Here is a 17,692-nt window from a genome sequence, read left to right as displayed (position 1 = left end):
CAAGAAAGAGCGCCATGGCGACCAGATCCAGCAAGCCCAAAATGCGCAAGTCATTGGCGTAAAGAGCTGAATGCATCGAGACGCTTTTCCGCGGTGAGCAAGGCCCTCATGAGATCCATGAATTTCGGAAAACGCTACCCAGGTTCCATTTTGATCGGCTTGCTACTGTGTGCAGCCGTTGCGACGTCGGCGTTCGCCGCGAATGGAGAGAGCGCCGCTACGCCCTCCGAAGGTCTTTTCCTCACTCAAATTATCGTCCTCGTCGTCGTTGGGCGTTTGCTCGGCGAACTTATGGTGCGCATCGGGCAACCGTCGATCATGGGCCAAATCATCGGCGGCGTATTGCTTGGTCCGTCCGTTCTCGGTGAGATTTGGCCGGACTTTCAGGCCGTGCTTTTTCCGGCCGGCGATGCGCAAAAGGGTATGATCAATGCGGTGGCGCAGCTCGGCATCCTTTTTCTGCTTCTGCTGGCCGGCATGGAAACGGATCTGGGGCTGGCGCGACGGATGCGGCGCGCTGCATTCGGCATCTCATTCACGGGCATCGTCGTCCCCTTCGCAGCCGGTTTTGCGCTTGGCGAACTCCTTCCGGACAGCTTGCTTCCCGATCCCGAGAAAAGACTTGTGGCCTCGCTGTTCCTCGGAACGGCGCTTTCCATTTCGTCGGTGAAAATCGTTGCATCCGTCGTTCGCGAAATGGACTTCATGAGGAGAAACATCGGTCAACTGATCGTCGCGTCCGCCATCATCGACGACACGGTGGGCTGGGTTATCATCTCGGTCACCTTCTCCCTTGCCGAAAAAGGCGCCGTTGAGCTGCCGACGCTTGCAAAGAGCGTAATCGGCACGCTTGTGTTCATGGGCGTGAGTTTCACGATCGGACGACGTGTCGTCTTCGAGATCATCCGCTGGACGAACGACCGATTCAAAAGCGATCTGCCCGTCTTGAGCGCCATTGTCGCGGTCATGGGCATCATGGCCATCATCACCAATTTAATCGGCGTTCATACGGTGCTGGGTGCATTCGTCGCCGGAATCCTCGTCGGACAATCGCCCATACTGACACGTCAAATAGACACGCAGCTTCGCGCGCTGACGACGGCTTTATTCATGCCGGTGTTCTTTGGTCTCACCGGGCTTCAAACGGATCTCACCGTCCTCAGAGATCCCGCCATCCTATTGCTGGCAAGTGGCTTGATTGTCATCGCCAGCATCGGAAAGTTCGGCGGCGCGTTTCTCGGCGGCCGTTTCGGGGGCTTCTCGACTTCGGAAGCCATCGCGCTTGGCTGCGGTATGAACGCGAGGGGTTCTACCGAGGTGATCGTTGCTTCCATCGGACTTTCCGTCGGCGTCCTTGATCAACGGCTGTTTTCTATCATTGTCGCAATGGCCGTGGTCACGACAATGCTCATGCCGCCGACCTTGAGATGGGCGCTTGCGCGATTGCCCGTTCGACCGGAGGAACAGAACCGGCTGGAGAGCGAGGAGTTTGAAAAAGCGAGCTACCTCGCCAAATTCGAACGCATATTGCTGGCGGTCGACCGGTCTAAAAATGCCAACTTGGCCTCCAGAATATCGGGGTTCCTAGCCGCAGTCAGGCAGATGCCTGTGACGGTGCTGCGCGTTGACGACGAAACCGAAGGGCAGCCGAGCGACGAGCGGTCGGATGCAGACGGCCTCGCGACGTTTGTAGATCAGGTCAAGGCAACCGCAACGAAGGCGGTGGCGCAATCCGACGCCGACTCTGCCACATCCACGGACGTCCACGTCACCGCAAGAAAGAAAAGCGGCGATTTGGAGCGAGCACTTTCCGAAAGCGCCGAGAAAGGACACGACCTGATGATCATCGGGGCCGAACCTGCTGTCGCGGATGCTGGGGGGCTGGCCGAACGTTTTACAAAGATGACGTCTTCATTTCAGGGAACCGTAGCAATCACCTTCAGCAGAGGGCGGCTACCCGAGAATGACAATGAACTTCGCATCCTCATTCCAGTGTCAGGGACGGAGCGCTCGACCCGCGCCGTCGAGTTCGCTTCGGCAATCGCAAAAGCTGCTGGGTGTGAGATCGCCGTCGTGTACGTGACCGATCCACAGCAGCTTGTCCGGATGCCGCGCCTCAGCGATATGAGCGATCTTCACCGAGAAGCCTTCAAGCGGGTCGACGAAATTGCCGCATATTATGATCTCGACATTCGCAAGACGGTTCAACGAGGAGCATCGCCGGAGCTGGCCATATTGCGGAACGCGCGGCAACGTCGAGCCAATCTGATCGTACTGGGCGTCAGCAGGCAAGCGGGCACAAGGCTTTCCTATGGCGGGATTGCCAACTCATTGATCGATGCCGCGGATAGATCGATCGTCGTCATTGAAGCTGAAAAATAGCATCGGGATGGCAATCTCCTCCTCCGCCCGCTGATGATTCTCCGATCGTGCATTGCGACGCCCGACGCATCTTTTCGTCAGGTCAAGCGTTACCGCAAAGCGATGGGCAGCCTGATGAAGAGTAGCCCGATGAGAAAACGTCTCCACGGTGGCCGGCCTAAACACACGCATTCCCTATTCCGAATGAGTGCCATTGCGATTGCCGCCTTGCTTTTAGCTCGCGCCTTCGTGAAACACGCACATGTCCGGGCCGAGCCTTCTGTTGCTCGAGATGACACGCTCGACCGGGAACTCGGGCGATTTGCAGCCGTTCCGGAGCAAATACCGGTCCGCGGCTTGCGCGATGTGCTCTGGCGCGTCGTCCATGAGGTTAGCGACGATCGCATTTCGCTCATTGCCGCGGGGGTGACCTTTTATCTCCTTCTTGCGCTCTTTCCCGCACTTGCGGCACTCGTCTCGCTCTATGGCTTCATTGCCGATCCTGCGAGCATCAGCGAGCATCTTCGTTCCCTGTCCCCACTCCTGCCACCCGGCGCCTTTGAGATGATTGCCGATCGACTGAACGATCTCGTCGAGCGGCGAAACGGAGCGCTGAGCGTGGCTTTGTTTCTTGGACTAGGGGTAGCCTTGTGGAGTACCCACAGCGGCACATTGGCGCTCTTCGACGCGATGAACGTTGCTTACGAAGAAGCAGAAAAACGTGGGTTGGTCCGCCTCAATCTCGTCGCACTCTGTTTTACGCTGTCTGCAATATTGGCGGCCATGTTGGTCATTGGTGCGGTCGCGATCTTGCCGCTGGTCCTGTCTTTCCTTTGGCTCGATCAATGGAAGGAGAACCTCGCGCTGATCGTGCGTTGGCCAATTCTGCTGGTTCTCATGATCGTTGCGGTGACGGCAATCTACCGGTTTGGCCCAAGCCGCGAACCAGCGAAGGTGAGATGGCTCACCTGGGGAGCCGCCCTGGCAACCGCAGGCTGGATCGCCATGTCGCTCCTCTTCTCTGTCTATCTCAAGAACTTCGCCAACTACGATGCCACCTATGGCACACTTGGCGCTCTGATCGGTTTTCTGATCTGGATCTGGCTGTCCGTGGTGATCCTTTTGGTCGGGGCGGAAGTCAACGCGGAACTGGAGCACCAGACGGCAGTCGACACGACGATCGGCCCTGCACTTCCCATGGGAAGTCGCGGTGCCCAGGTCGCCGATACGATTGGGAAATCTTCGGTTTGAGCGGCAGCGAAACGTCCGGCCAATCTTGCCACTTACCAAGTCTGGCCTTATATAGTCCTTATAGTCATCATGGTCAGGAAATGAGCAATGCGGCCATTGTCACAAGGCGAGGAAAGCTGGACCGTCGCCAGCGCAAAGGCGAAGCTGTCTGAGCTCATCGAACGCGCGCAATCCGCGCCGCAGACTATTACGCGAAACGGCAAGCCAAGTGTCGTTGTCGTCTCTGCCGAAGAATGGCACCGGAAAACTGCGCGCAAGGGCACGCTTGCGGAGTTTCTGATGGAGTCGCCCCTACGTGGCGCCGATCTGGATCTCGAACGTCAGCGCGACGACCCACGTGATCTTTCGCTGTGAGACTTCTGCTGGACACCAATGTCTTGTCTGAGGTGACAAGGCCGCGTCCTGATGCGCAGGTCCTGCAATGGCTGGATAGCCTCGACGAAGATCGCTCATTCATCAGCGTCGTGTCGATTGCCGAGATCAGACGTGGGGTTGCATTGATGGATAGCGGGCGGAAGCGCGACGCGCTGACCGAATGGCTTGCCCAGGACCTGCCGCAACGCTTCGAGCATCGCGTCCTCCCTGTGAACGAACCGATTGCCATGGCCTGGGGCGACCTGATGGGCCTTGCAAAGCGGAACGGCCGCGGCCTGTCATCAATGGACGGTCTGATCGCAGCCACGGCGATTACTCACGATCTCACCCTTGCAACGCGCAACATAAGAGATTTCGAAGGCTTCGGGATTGAGTTGGCGGATCCCTGGATCGGGTGACATCACATAGGTCGGCGGGTTTGGTCAGGGTATGTTGGACGAACCTATTCAGATCGGCCGCAAAACCGCCAAGCTTCGGGCTTCGAGCTGCAAACTCTGGTCGGCGATTGCGTCCGCCCCCTTCGCCATCGGATCGGATGTGCTGAGTTCCAGAACCCAGCGTCTGTCATCCGGCAGGCTGAAACGGACATCTTCGTCCTGAGGATTGAAGAGGAGGAGCACGTCGTCCCAGCCTTCCTCGATGGGGTGGTCGCGCCACAGACGCAGTCCAATGGTCGTGCTTGCCTCGTCATCCCAATGCTCTTCGGCAAACTCGCCACCGTCGGGATTGAGCCACCTGACAATCAAGCCATCGCGCCAATTCTCCCGTCTGAAGATCGAATGATCCTGTCGCAGAGCAACCAGGCGTTTGGTGAAGGCTCGTAGGACTTCGGCGCTTTCATAACGATCCTGCCAATGCAGCCAGCTAAGCTCGTTGTCCTGACAATAGCCGTTGTTGTTGCCCATTTGGCTGCGGCTGAATTCGTCGCCGGCAAGCAACATCGGCGTCCCATGCGAGAGGAACAGGGTCGCCAGGAAATTCCGCTTCTGGCGATCTCGCGTCGCGTTGATGCCCTCGTCGTCCGTTGGTCCTTCGGCACCATAATTGAAACTGCGATTGTCATTGTGGCCGTCTTCGTTGCCCTCGCCATTCGCCTCATTATGCTTGTCGTTGTAGGAGACGAGGTCGTTGAGGGTAAAGCCGTCATGGGCCGCGACGAAGTTGACGCTCGCCCATGGCCGGCGCCCACGCAGGTCATAGACATCGCCCGAGCCGAGGATACGCGCAGCAAACTCTCTTGTCGTGCCCGGGGTACCGTTCCAATAGTCACGGATCGTATCGCGATATTTGTCGTTCCACTCTGCCCAGCCCGGCGGAAAGCCGCCGACCTGATATCCGCCTGGACCGATGTCCCATGGCTCGCCAACGAGCTTGACTTTGGAGAGGACTGGATCTTGGCCAACCGCATCGAAAAAGCCGCTGCGCTGGTCGAAGCCCTGCGGTTCTCGGCCAAGAATCGTGCCGAGATCGAAGCGGAAGCCGTCCACTTCCATCTCTTCGGCCCAATAGCGAAGCGAGTCCGTCACCATCTGCAGCACGCGCGGGTGCGAGGTATTGATGGTGTTACCGGTACCCGTGTCGTTGATGTAATAGCGGGGCATGTCCGGCAGCGTGCGATAATATGAAAAATTGTCGATGCCTTTGAACGAAAGGGTCGGGCCAAGCTCGTTGCCTTCGGCGGTATGGTTGTAGACGACGTCGAGGATCACTTCGATCCCGGCATCGTGAAAGGTGCGCACCATTTCGCGGAAACCCGCGAAGCCTTTCGGGCCGTAATAGCGGGAAGCCGGGGCAAAAAAGGCGAGCGTATTGTAGCCCCAATAGTTGCTGAGGCCCTTGTCGAGCAGATGCCTGTCATCCGGGAAAAAGTGGATCGGCAGCAGCTCGATCGAGGTAACGCCTAGGCTCTTGATGTAATCGGCGATCGCTTTTTGGCCGAACCCGTCGAACGTGCCGCGCAGCTCCTCCGGAATATCTGGATGAAGCATCGTCAGTCCCTTGACGTGAGATTCGTAGAAAATCGTCCGGGACCAGGGAACGGATGGTTTTGGGCAGAAGATTTCGTCCTTATGATTGAGATCGATGACGCGGCACTTCGGCATCAGAGGTGCGCTGTCGGTCTCGTCGAAGGATAGATCTTTCAGCTCGTCATCCAGGGTGTAGGCAAAATGCGCTTGCGACCATCCCACATCGCCCACGAGCTCACGGGCGTAAGGGTCGACGAGCAGCTTGTTCGGATTGAAGCGATGACCGTTCTCCGGATCAAACGGCCCGTGAACACGGTAACCGTAGAGAGCGCCTGGCTTCAGGCCTGGAACATAGCCATGCCAGATCTCGTTGGTGAATTCCGGCAGGACAATCCGCTCGATCTCCTGCGTTCCGGTTTCGTCGAAAAGACAGAGTTCGACCTTTTCCGCATAGGCGCTGAAGAGCCCGAAGTTGACGCCCTGCCCATCATAATTGGCTCCTAGTTGCGTAAAATCACCCTGTTCAATTGCATATCGCTTTCCGTCTTGTGTCATGCAGGCCTCTTCATTGGGTGCATTCCAAAACACCCCAACGAGACGCTTTGTTCCGGCGGGCGGGATGCTGTGGATGGGCCGGCGACAAGGCTAATCTGGAGTAACGAGGAAGGAGACTGGATAATCCCTGAACAATTGCGCCGCCGAAATATCGCCCGCGGCCAGCGGCTTACCCGTCAGCAGGTCACGCATTTGCTCGCTAAGCGGAGGCGGCATCGACACGATCGTTTCCCCCCAGAAATCAGATCCGGTGCTGCCGGCATCCACCGACCGCTGAACGATGGTGATTGCCGCCTCCTTCCGATGAACTCGTGCGAAGGCGACAAGCTTGTCCGCCCACTGTCCTCTGACACCTAGCGGTAGATAGCTGCCCTCGAGAAAGAGTTCGGGATGGTCCTTGCGGTGGCGCAGGACGCTACGGATGATCTGCCGTTTCAGGGATCTGGCCCACGGCTCTTCGAAGGGCGATTGGCTCCGCGAAGCGTCGGCTGGCCGGCGATCGACCGGCCTTCGGTTATCGGGATCGACCATACTGAAATCGAGACCCTCGGCGCCCTGGTAGATATCGGGAATGCCGGGGGCGGTGAGCTTGATCAGCACCTGAGACAGGCTGTTCAAATAGCCAAGCTTGATAAATGGCTGCAGTGTCCTCCCAAAATCGTTCAGGAAGGCCTGGTTCTGAGGCGAAAGCAAAGCGCTGGCATAGTCCAGAACCGCCTTCTCATATGCGGGCTTTTCATCCATCCAATCCGTTCGCAACTTTGCCTCGCGTATCGCCTTTAGCGCATAGGCTGCGAACCGACCTTTCAGCTCATCCATGCTGTTTTGCTCGAGATCGGCCGGCCAGATACCGGCCAGCGCCTGATACAACATCCATTCGATATTGGGCTCCGGCGCTGGTCCATCTGCAAGATCGGTGCGAAAAGCCGCGTTCAAGGCACGCCACCGCGCGACACCGTCGATCCAGGCATTGGGATACTGTGAGAGACCGTAGAGACGGGCGCGCGCATCTTCTCCGCGTTTCGTATCATGCGTCGATGTGGTGGAAAGCCCATACGGTTGGCGCTGAAGCCGGTCCGCCATCATCTGGTGAAAGGCGGCGATGCCGCGCGGTGGCATTGCGGGTTCGCCGCCAACTTCATTCATCGCGATCAACCGGTTGTAGCGATAAAAAAGCGTATCCTCGACGGCCTTTGCCATGACGGGGCCGCTGAGCTGCTGAAATCTCGCTCGGAATTCCACGGCCCGGTCACCGGCGATTTCTCCACACAGCAGGCTTTTTACCGCGTTCAGCGCGCCGGCCGCCAGCAATCTGGCTTGGGCCTTATCGACCGCGCCACGGATGACCGCTTCATCCTCAGCAGACAGCGCTCCTCGGTAACAGTAGGTGCGATAGACCGGAAACGCGACCAACAGTTCCCGAAGCGCCGACGACATTTCCACTTCGTCGCAACCGGGGAAAATCAAGCAGGCCAGCTTGGTTAGCCGTGCCGTCTCGCCGGCAAAATTGCGCTCGATCATCAAGAGCTTCGCGTTGCGCAAACCGCCGGCAAAGTCGCCATGCTCTTTGTCGACGATCTCGTATGCCGCCTCGATTTTTTCTAGTCCATCTCCAGCAATGAAAAGGTCTGTCATGGCGGAGATGAATTCGTATCCCGTGGTCCCCGATACGGGCCAGTCTGCCGGCAAGGTGTCTCCGCGGCCAAGGATCTTCTCGACCACGATGAACGTATCGGCGCCGACCGACCGCCGCAGCCGTTCGAGATAGGTTTTCGGATCCGCTAGCCCGTCGATATGGTCGATGCGCAAGCCCTGCACCTGACCGGAACGAACCAGGTCTATCGTCATCCGATGCGTGTCTTGAAAAACCTGCTCGTCTTCCACTCTTATCCCGACCAGCCCTGCGACCTCGAAGAAGCGGCGATAGTTGAGATGCCGAGCCGCATCCCTCCAACAGAGCAATTGCCAGTGCTGCTTGTCGATCAGCTCCTTCATTTTGGCAGCGTCGCTTGAGAAAGCCAGCAATCGCTCTGTATCTGTTCCTGTCTGCGCCATCACGAATTGGGCGCTGTCTTCGGAAAGCGGGAAGCAATTGTCGAAATAAGCCAATTGCAAAAGATCGTCGGTGGCATCGGAGCGCAGTTGAAGCTCACCCGCCGCAAGGGCTTCTTCGAAGCGCTTTCCAAGCCGCGGCAATGTCAGCTTCTCGCTCCAGTCGATATCAAAATGGCGTGCGTAAGCGCTCTTCGGCCCGTATCGCAGGACGTCCCTCCACCAGGGGTTTTCCAGCGAGGCAGCCATATGGTTCGGAACGATATCGACGATGAGGCCGAGCCCGGCTTTCTGCAAACTTGCCGTCAGGATGTCGAAACCCTTTCGGCCGCCAATCGCCGGATCGATCTCGTTTGGATCGGTGATGTCGTAACCGTGCGTCGACCCCCCGGTGGCGGTGAAGATCGGCGAGAGGTAGAGGTGGCTGATGCCAAGATCTTTCAGATAGGGAACCAGCTCACTCGCCCGATCGAATGTGACGCCGCCGCGCAATTGCAGGCGATAGGTGGAGGTCGGAACGTTCATGGCTTCCCCTCGCATGAGAATGGCTTTTATCAACGGGGCCAAACAAGATCGGTTCCGGCTCCGGAACACTCGCCGACAAGATGCGTTGAAGATTGCGCTGAGTTTGAAGCCGGTGACACGGAGGCGACATGCGAGACAGCTTCACGTTCGGGCCCGATATCCAAGCGCATGCCGTCACATTTCGCATCTGGGCACCGTTGCAGGACCGCCTGAAGGTCAGGATCGAGCGGCGCGGGGAATGGGAGATGCGACGGGAGCAAGACGGCTGGCATGTCGCCGAAATACCCGAGGCACGCCCGGGCGACCTGTACAAATTCATTCTCGCTCATGGTTTGGAAGTGCCGGATCCAGCGTCCCGCTTCCAGCCGAAGGATGTTCATGGCCCGAGCGAGCTGATCGATCCGGCCTTCGAGTGGCGTGCGGACCATTGGAAAGGCCGGCCCTGGGAGGAAATCGTTATTTACGAACTGCATGTCGGGGCCTTTACCCAAGCTGGCACATTTCTGTCAGTCATCGAAAAGCTCGATCACCTGCAGCGGCTTGGCATCACGGCGATCCAGCTCATGCCGCTTAGCGACTTCCCGGGGCGGCACGGCTGGGGCTATGACGGTGTTTTGCCTTATGCGCCGGACAGCAGCTATGGTCGTCCCGAAGATCTGAAAATGCTCGTCGATGCCGCGCATGAGCGCGGCATCTGCGTCTTCCTCGACGTCGTCTACAACCACTTCGGACCGGACGGAAACTATCTGCCGGTCTACGCGCCGATCTTCAACGACCGGCACAAGAGCCCCTGGGGCAAAGGTCTCAACTATGATGGCGAAGGCAGCCGCTTCGTTCGCGACTTCGTCATTGAAAACGCAATCTACTGGTTAGACGTGTTTGGCATGGATGGTCTGCGGCTCGATGCCGTTCACGCCATCAAAGACGACAGCGATCAGCATATCCTCAACGAGCTCGCCGACAGCGTCAGACGGACGTTTCCTGAGCGCCACATCCATCTCATCGTCGAGAACGAGGACAATAATTCAGCTCTTTTGGCCCGCGATCCCCATGGCAAGCCATATCACTTCACGGCGCAATGGAACGACGACATCCACCACGCTTTTCACGTCGCTGCCACCGGCGAGACCTTCGGCTACTACCAGGACTACGTCGATCATAGATCGCATATGGGCCGGGCACTTGCCGAGGGCTTCGTGTTTCAAGGCGAACTTATGGGATATCGAGGACACACTCGGGGATCACCGAGTGCCGACCTGCCGCCAACGGCCTTCATCTCATTCATCCAGAACCACGATCAGGTGGGCAACAGGGCTATGGGCGACCGGATGGTTGCTTCCCATTCGATCGAAGCCATGACGGCCATTGCCGCCATTTATCTGCTTTCGCCGCAAATCCCGATGCTGTTCATGGGCGAGGAATGGGGTGCCGCCACGCCCTTTCCCTTCTTCTGCGATTTCGACGAGGATCTGAACAGCAAGGTGAGGCTTGGCCGCAAGGAGGAGCTGTCGCGCCTGCCGGGCTTCGATGCGGAAGACGCGCCCGACCCGACTTGCGAGGCTACTTTTCGCAGTGCCAAGTTGCGTTGGGACGAGGCAGAGCAGGGTAAAGCCCTCAATGCATATTACGAGCGGTTGATAACGCTCCGGCGCGAAAAGATTGTGCCGCTTCTCAAGCACGCCAAGGGCCACTCGACCGTCTACGACAAAGGTGGGCCGCTGGTGCGAGTTACATGGCGGTTGGGCCGGGCAACCCTCAGTCTTGTTGCCAATTTGTCGGACGAGGCCATTGCCGCAGCAATTCCTCCGGAGGCGCAGACACTCTTGGTATCAGGTAGCATTTCAAGCGGTCAAATCGGCCCTTGGACGGTCGCTTGGGGCCTGTCGTCAGGCACCCCCGACAAAGACCGGGGCGGCGCACACCCGATCGGTTAGCCGCCAATCATCAGCTTGACGACTTCCTCATGGGTCGTCTCGCTGATCTTGCGCTCCCCGGCAACGATACCGCGGCGAAGGACGACAATGCGGTCGGACACGGCAAAAATATCCTGCAGATTGTGCGAGATGAAGATCACGCCGCGGCCTTGGGCTTTCAGCGATTTGATCAATGCCACGACCTTGCGCTGCTCCGGCACGCCGAGTGCTGCGGTCGGTTCGTCCATGATCAGGATGCGGGCATTCCAATAGACCGCCCGCCCGATCGCGACCGCCTGACGCTGGCCGCCGGAGAAGTTGCTGACCGGTGCATCAAGCCGTTTCACATGGAAGTCGAGCTTCGCCATCGTGGCGCGCGCAGCTTCCGCCATGGCCTTCCGGTCGATGACGGGCAGGAAACCGAAGAGCTTCTTCATCGGTTCGCGCCCAAGGAAGATGTTGGAGCCGATCGTCAGATTGTCGGCAAGCGCCAAATCCTGATAGATCGTCTCTATTCCCTTTTCCCGCGCATCCTGTGGGGAGGAAAAGGTGACCGGTTGTCCCTCAATCAGGATTTCACCGGCCGTCGGCGGATAGACGCCCGAGATCGTCTTGATCATCGTCGTTTTGCCGGCGCCATTGTCTCCTGCCAGCGCTACGACCTCGCCGGGGTGAACCACCATGGAGCAATTGTCCAAGGCTTGAACGGCGCCGAAATAGCGCGACAGATTCCGGACTTCGAGAAGAGGCGCTGCGCTATTCATCCTGTTTTGCTCCGCTGAACCGGCGCTGCGCCTGGTCGATGAGCACCGAAATGATGATGACGATACCGACGGCGATGAACTGCCAGAACGGCTCCACATTCATGAAAACCAAACCGTACTGAATGACGGCGATGACCAGGGCGCCTGCAATGGTGCCGATGATCGTGCCCGAACCACCAAACAGGCTGGCGCCGCCGATGACGACCGCGGCCACGCTGTCGAGCAGCAGCGGTTCACCCGCCTGGGCAGCACCGGCGGTGAAGCGGGCAGCATAGAGCGCGCCACCGAGACCGGCGCAGATCGCCGAAAGCATGTAGAGCCGCAGCAGATGGGATTTTATATCGATGCCGGCCCGTCGTGCCGCCTGCGCATTGGCGCCGATCGCATAATTGTGCTGGCCAAAGCGTGTCTGGCTCAGCAGGTAATGCATGATCACCACGAAGATCAGCGTGACGATGACGAGATAGGGCACACCATAGAAACGGCCGTTGCCGAGCTCGGCGAAATAGGAATTCTTGATGGGCACGGTCGTGCCGCCGGCGAGAAGAAACGCGGTACCGCGCGCAACACCGAACATACCAAGCGTGCCGATGAAGGGCGGAACCTTAAGACGGGAGATCAAAAGGCCGTTGATGCAGCCGGGCACCGTGGCGGCGAGCATGGCGACGAGTATGCCGAAAAGCATGGCTATTGGCAGCGGCATATAAAGGCCAACCATATTGGTGACATGCGCGGCAACGACCGCGGCAAGACCCATGATGAAGCCGGTCGAAAGGTCGATACCGCCGGATATGATGACGAAGGTCTGGCCGATGGCAAGCAGGAGCGGTGCCACGGCAAAAACGGCGACCGACTGCCAGTTGAAGGCCGAGCCGACAAAGGTGCCGCCGAAATCGATACGCGCCCAGATCTCGAAAATCACGATCAGCGCGGCAAGGAAGAGCCATGCGCGCAACTGTGCGATGCGGTTGACGATGGTTTTTGCCTGATCGCCGTGGTCCGCCTCTGGCGCCACATGCTGATCCGCCTGGCGGGTCTCGATATTGTCGATGCTCATAAATCAACCCGAACTCGAGCGAGGACGAACAAAAGTCGCCACGCCAGTCCCTCTACTATGGTCAAGGATGCGCCTCGCCCTTGAGCGAGGCGCAGACTTCATCCGATCAATCGGAGTAGATGAATTTCGCGACGTTCTTATCGGTGACATTCGATTTGTCGATGACCGTGAAACCGGTACCGATGGAGGTCGGGATCGAGTTGCCGGTCAGATGGGCGTAAGCTGCCATCACACCGAAATAGCCGATTTCGGCCGGATGCTGGGCAATCGCGAGATCAACCAGGCCGGAATTGATATTGTCGACGATCGTCGTCGGTGCATCAAAGGCAACGACGCGGATCTTGCCCGTCTGGCCCGCCTGCTGCACGCCGTTTGCGGCGCCGAGCGCGGAAAACAGGTTGGCACCGAAAACGCCGTCAAGATCGGAATTGCGGGCGTAGACGGCCTGAAGCTGCGACGCGGCTTTGTTGGCATCGTCGTCATTATACTGCGTTTCCAGAACGGTGATGTTCGGATATTTTTTCATCTCGTCCTTGAAACCCTGCTCGCGCTGGTCGGTCGTCGAGATGCCGGGCTTCACGTTTGAAACGTAGACCTTGCCTTTTTCGCCGACGGCCTTGGCAAGCGCGCGCGCCGCAATTGCCCCACCGAGCAAGTTGTCCGAGGCGATGTAGGAAAGCGGAAAATCGGCGTCGCCGCTGCCGGTTTGATAGACACCGGTGCCGATGAACGTATCGACGGTGATAACGGGGATACCCGCATCGGCAGCTTTCTTCAGCGGCTGGACCAATTGATCTTTGTCGGTCGGTGCAATCAGGATCGCATCCGGTTTCTTGGCGATGACAGCATCGAGAACCGGAACCTGTGTGACAGGGTTGAAGTCGGATGCGCCCTGGAACATGAGTTCAGCGCCTACCGCCTTGGCGGCGGCCTCAGCGCCCTTGCGCATGGTGATATAGAAGGCATCGGTCGTGAGACCCGGAATCAGGGCAATGGTAAACTTCTTGTCTTGTGCTTTGACGCCTCCGGCAACAGCCGAAACACCGGTGGCAAGCGTTGCCACGGCAGTGGCCTTGAGAAATGAACGGCGCTCCATAATTTCCTCCTCTTGAAACCAGACCTCCCCTGTCCGGCGGAATGGATAATCAGCGGCTTATAGCGGGCCGTCAAGTAATTTTTTTCTGCAACGAATTTCCAACATCTATTTGAAAAGACTTATAAATCGCCGCGATCGGCAACGCGCCGCACCCTGCCGCCGACGAAGTGTCTCACAGCGTTTTGAAGTCAGGTCTGAGCTTTCTTCGGCCGCCTGGAAGGCGGCCGTTTTCATGTCTGGTCGAACACCTTCGAAATCCAGGCCATTACATCGTCCATGTCCGGTTCCTTTGTCTGGTCGACAGTCATCAATGGGCCGCATCCCATGGGTTCGGCACGATCGGCGAGCACCACCAGTTCCGGGATGTATTCCGCTCCCGGATGGCCGGGCAGCCTGTCTTTCAAGCGACGGCCATACCGGTCGCCAGCAACGACGCCGGGAACCTTGCACCAAAGCTCTGCGACACGGTCGACGCCGGCATCCTTAATATAGGCTTCGAGCACGGTCTTGGGCTGAAAGCCAAACCACGCGTCGATGACGAACGTCGACCCGGCCGGGGCCTCGCGAATTGCCGACCAAATGGCCTGATAGCTTGCCTTTCCGAGCGTCCGGTTGAACTCCCGGTCTACGCCGCCGATGTGCTCCAGGAAGGGATTCTTGATGCCATCGAGGGAAAGGACCGGCCATCCGGTGCGTTGCGAGAGCAATTTGGCAAGGCGGCTTTTTCCCGATGCCGGCACACCGTTGACCAGCACGACACGCTTTTCAACACAGCGGAGGGCGCCTGAGAATGTCGATAGGGCGGCGCCGATGACCCCAGCATCATCCCCAAGTTTGGCCGGCAGGATTGTCGGGCGAAACCATGGCGCCACCGCCGGAAGATCTGCAAGCGCTCGCGCCGCGTCGGAGCCGAGGCCCCCTCCCAATATGATGAGTTCCGGGTCCATCGTTGCAGCTATGTTGTCGAGCGCTACGCGCAGGGGCGCCGCCCAAGCGTGTAACACTGCCCGGGCCGTCACATCTCCGTTTGACGCCATTTCAAAAACATCGGCAATGGATGCAGCCGATAGTCCCGCTTCATTTAGGTGCCGGCGCAGCGCCGTTCCCGAGCTGAAGGTTTCCACGCAACCGCGTCTTCCACATGCACATTCGGGACCATCCTGTTGAACGCAGATGTGGCCAAACTGCCCGGCAGTCCTATGGCCGTGATAGATGCTGCCGTCCTGAGCAACCGCGCCGCCGATCCCCGTTCCGATAGTCAGCATGGCGACGCTTTGAAAGCCTCTGGCAGCGCCAATGCTCATTTCGGCTATGAGCGCCATGCTGCAATCATTTTCGATGACGACCCTCTTGCCGAGACTTGTCTCCAGATGATCGACGAGGTCCATGCCGGCCAAGTTCAAAATGCCGCCGGATAGAACGGCGCGATTTGCAATGTCGACACGACCGGGAATGCCTACGCCAAGACCAACAACGTCGGCCGCATCGAGTTGATGCGCCATCGCCTTGACGCGCTCAAAGACCTGCCGCGGATCGGTCGGTGTCCGCTCCGACAGCTTTTTGAGAATTTCGCCTCGCTTGGAGACGAGGGCCGCACGGATATTCGTGCCGCCAATGTCCACGCCAATGGCTAATTCAGACATCTGCTTTCTGTCCCTGATCGAGACCTTCAGACCTAACGCCTTTGAAATGTGCTGCGATGACAGCTTGAATTTCGCGAAGCCGCGGAACGGCGACCGTTTCCAATCGGTCCCTCGTGATGGAGCGGTCGAGCGAGATGCAGTCTTTCCATAGCGACCTGCCTGCGATCACGCCGGACGCGCCGTTGCGCATGGCATCTTCCACCTGTCGCAAGAACGTCGAGTGATCAACACCAGCCGACAGCACTGCCCAGGGCACCTCCCCTGCAAGCCTCGTCACTTCCGCACAAGCCTCGGCAGTGCCAGGATAGGGGATCTTCAGGACCTTCGCTCCGCAGTCCAGGCAAATCTTGCTGCCGCCGACGACGAGCGAGGGCAGCTTTGCCCTGTAGTCCGCTTCGTCTTCGTCATCGAACTTGTATGTCAGGAATTCGACGACCAGCAGCAGGTCCTCGCGCGCGAAATCCTCGATGCATTGGCGCAGGATGTTGATGTTGTGGCTGTTCGCCTCCTCCCGGTCAGCGCGGAGATAGACCATGATCTTGCCGCCGGTGGCGCCGAGTTGGCGGACGCGACGGGCCGAAATGCCGGCAACCAGTTTGGAAAGGCGATAGCCTTCTGGCGACGTATCCCATCCCGATGCATCCAGGCCAATCAAAAGCGCGGTATCGCGCCTGATAATCCGGTCGTCGACCAATGCCGGAACGGCACAGATCGGATCGACGAGAACGCAAGATGCTTTGCTTGCAAGGAACATGGCGATATCGGCCTTCGTGTCGCCGAGAGTCTTGTCGGATATGGCGGCCTGCTCCTGCGGGTCGCTCGCAAGCAGGCTGCGCATGCCGCCGCGCTGATCGCAGGCGATCACCATCATGGCTCCGTCATGACCGCAAATCTGTTGGTAACCTCGCATTTCGGCTGTCGTCAACCTCGACATCTGATCCTCCCTTAGCCCGTTCCAAACCGGATGCTGAAAGCGCGTCTCACCCCGGGTTTGGAAGGGATGGCCAACGAAAACATGGAGAGCGCTCTGGAGCCTGCATAATCATTGCGAAACCGGCCGTTTTGAGCGATAACACCTCACGTGCCGACTATGTAACACATTGCAGAAAGGAATTTCAATCTGAATTCGTCTCAGTCGCAGGAGCCTGCAACGAACCGTGCATTGCTGCATATGGTTGCGAAGCTGCATTACCAATCTGATATGTCGCAAGTTGATATTGCCAAAAAGCTTGGATTATCAACGGCTACGGTCTCGCGGCTGCTTCAGAAAGCACGCTCGGCCGGCATCGTTCGGATTGAGGTGATCGACCTTTCCCCGTCGGAAGATTTGAGCGCGGCATTGGTTGACGGCCTGAAATTACGCAATGCTGTCGTGATCGATACGCCATCGTCGAACGTCCTCGGCGCGCTTGCCCCGCCGGTCGGGTCGTTGCTGCAACAGGCGGGACTGCGGTCGGGCTCGACGCTTGGCATCGGCTGGGGACGAGCTATTCGTGAAGTTACCTTTGCGGGCCTGCCGCAGTTGCCAGGTATCGTGACCATTGCTCTCAACGGAGGGATGCAGCAGGCAGCTCCGCATTTTCAGATCAATGAGTTCGTGCGCCAGGCTGCGGAGCAAATGGGCGGAGTTCCGCATTTTCTGCACGCTCCCTACATTTCGTCCTCAGAGCTGCGCGATGCGTTCCTCGCAGACCCCACGGTTCAGCAAGTGACATCCCTGTGGAATAAGCTGGATGCTGCGATCGTCGGCGTCGGCCTGACGCACGCTGCAAACCCCTCCGAAGCCACGGCCGCCCTCCCGGGAGAAAAAGCCCTCAGTCATGCGGCGGGCGATGTTCTGCGCCACTACGTTACCGAGGCAGGCGAAATCCTTCATTGGGACGGCGAGGAGCGCATGATCGCTGCGTCGCCACAACAATTGCAACGGATTCCCTTGTGCATTGCAGTTGCGGCAACACCCGCCAAGGCGCCCGGCATCATTGGCGCTGCACGGTCGGGCATGATCAATGCTCTAGTAACAGACGCAAATACGGCGCATGCCATCCTCGATCGCTTATCCGCCGCCGACAAAAGCTGAGGTCTTCTCCGGCGCTCTGAAGAGAAATCTGTTTGCTGGTTGATGCGGCAGGCCAA

The 17,692-nt window shown here is 58.4% G+C and carries 13 protein-coding genes; 6 read left to right on the top strand and 7 right to left on the bottom strand.

Translation table 11 applies throughout. The features are described from left to right. Positions 1-108 precede the first annotated feature (108 nt). The 4 genes from GGD50_RS21845 to GGD50_RS21830 all read left to right on the top strand — a co-directional run bounded on the left by GGD50_RS21845 (position 109) and on the right by GGD50_RS21830 (position 4,385). On the top strand, positions 109-2,382 hold the full coding sequence (locus GGD50_RS21845; RefSeq protein ID WP_246451397.1) for a cation:proton antiporter domain-containing protein: 2,274 nt from the start codon (positions 109-111) through the stop codon (positions 2,380-2,382). 129 nt (positions 2,383-2,511) lie between these two features. Then, positions 2,512-3,612 (top strand): YihY/virulence factor BrkB family protein, encoded by a 1,101-nt coding sequence (locus tag GGD50_RS21840; RefSeq protein ID WP_183939278.1) that lies wholly within the window; start codon positions 2,512-2,514, stop codon positions 3,610-3,612. Between the two features lie 87 nt (positions 3,613-3,699). Further along, positions 3,700-3,966, top strand: coding sequence for a type II toxin-antitoxin system Phd/YefM family antitoxin (locus GGD50_RS21835; protein WP_183939276.1), 267 nt, complete (start codon positions 3,700-3,702; stop codon positions 3,964-3,966). Continuing rightward, entirely contained in the window at positions 3,963-4,385 is a 423-nt protein-coding gene (locus GGD50_RS21830; RefSeq protein ID WP_183939274.1) for a PIN domain-containing protein, read from the top strand. Before GGD50_RS21835 ends, GGD50_RS21830 begins: the two co-directional genes overlap by 4 nt. A gap of 48 nt (positions 4,386-4,433) precedes the next feature. Here GGD50_RS21830 and glgX read toward each other — a convergent pair whose 3' ends face one another. Beyond that, complete coding sequence (gene glgX, locus GGD50_RS21825) at positions 4,434-6,509, bottom strand: glycogen debranching protein GlgX (RefSeq protein WP_183939272.1); 2,076 nt, start codon at positions 6,507-6,509, stop codon at positions 4,434-4,436. A 90-nt stretch (positions 6,510-6,599) separates the two neighbouring features. Then, entirely contained in the window at positions 6,600-9,086 is a 2,487-nt protein-coding gene (gene treY / locus GGD50_RS21820; protein WP_183939270.1) for a malto-oligosyltrehalose synthase, read from the bottom strand. Positions 9,087-9,214: 128 nt separating this feature from the next. On the opposite strand from treY, the gene treZ reads away from it, so the two are divergent. After that, positions 9,215-11,020, top strand: coding sequence for a malto-oligosyltrehalose trehalohydrolase (gene treZ / locus GGD50_RS21815; protein WP_183939268.1), 1,806 nt, complete (start codon positions 9,215-9,217; stop codon positions 11,018-11,020). On the opposite strand, the gene GGD50_RS21810 is transcribed toward treZ, so the two are convergent. The 5 genes from GGD50_RS21810 to GGD50_RS21790 form a co-directional block, all read right to left on the bottom strand. Continuing rightward, on the bottom strand, positions 11,017-11,763 hold the full coding sequence (locus tag GGD50_RS21810; protein ID WP_183939266.1) for an ATP-binding cassette domain-containing protein: 747 nt from the start codon (positions 11,761-11,763) through the stop codon (positions 11,017-11,019). The two genes, treZ and GGD50_RS21810, sit on opposite strands and share 4 nt — an antisense overlap. Next, positions 11,756-12,820, bottom strand: coding sequence for an ABC transporter permease subunit (locus tag GGD50_RS21805; protein WP_183939264.1), 1,065 nt, complete (start codon positions 12,818-12,820; stop codon positions 11,756-11,758). The genes GGD50_RS21810 and GGD50_RS21805 overlap by 8 nt, the downstream gene beginning before the upstream one ends. Before the next feature lie 106 nt (positions 12,821-12,926). Then, positions 12,927-13,916: a substrate-binding domain-containing protein gene (locus GGD50_RS21800; protein ID WP_183939263.1), complete on the bottom strand. Its 990-nt coding sequence runs from the start codon at positions 13,914-13,916 to the stop codon at positions 12,927-12,929. A 230-nt stretch (positions 13,917-14,146) separates the two neighbouring features. Then, entirely contained in the window at positions 14,147-15,559 is a 1,413-nt protein-coding gene (locus tag GGD50_RS21795) for an ROK family protein (RefSeq protein WP_183939261.1), read from the bottom strand. Continuing rightward, on the bottom strand, positions 15,552-16,493 hold the full coding sequence (locus GGD50_RS21790; RefSeq protein ID WP_183939259.1) for a tagatose-bisphosphate aldolase: 942 nt from the start codon (positions 16,491-16,493) through the stop codon (positions 15,552-15,554). The genes GGD50_RS21795 and GGD50_RS21790 overlap by 8 nt, the downstream gene beginning before the upstream one ends. A gap of 237 nt (positions 16,494-16,730) precedes the next feature. Between GGD50_RS21790 and GGD50_RS21785 the strand changes: the two genes are divergently transcribed. After that, complete coding sequence (locus GGD50_RS21785) at positions 16,731-17,636, top strand: sugar-binding transcriptional regulator (protein ID WP_183939349.1); 906 nt, start codon at positions 16,731-16,733, stop codon at positions 17,634-17,636. The last annotated feature ends 56 nt before the right edge of the window (positions 17,637-17,692 follow it).

It is taken from the genome of Martinezella paranaensis, assembly GCF_014200235.1.
Classification (GTDB): Bacteria; Pseudomonadota; Alphaproteobacteria; order Rhizobiales; family Rhizobiaceae; genus Rhizobium; species Rhizobium paranaense.
Note: the sequence above shows the minus strand (reverse complement) of the source record. Positions and strands in the feature narration are given on the sequence as shown.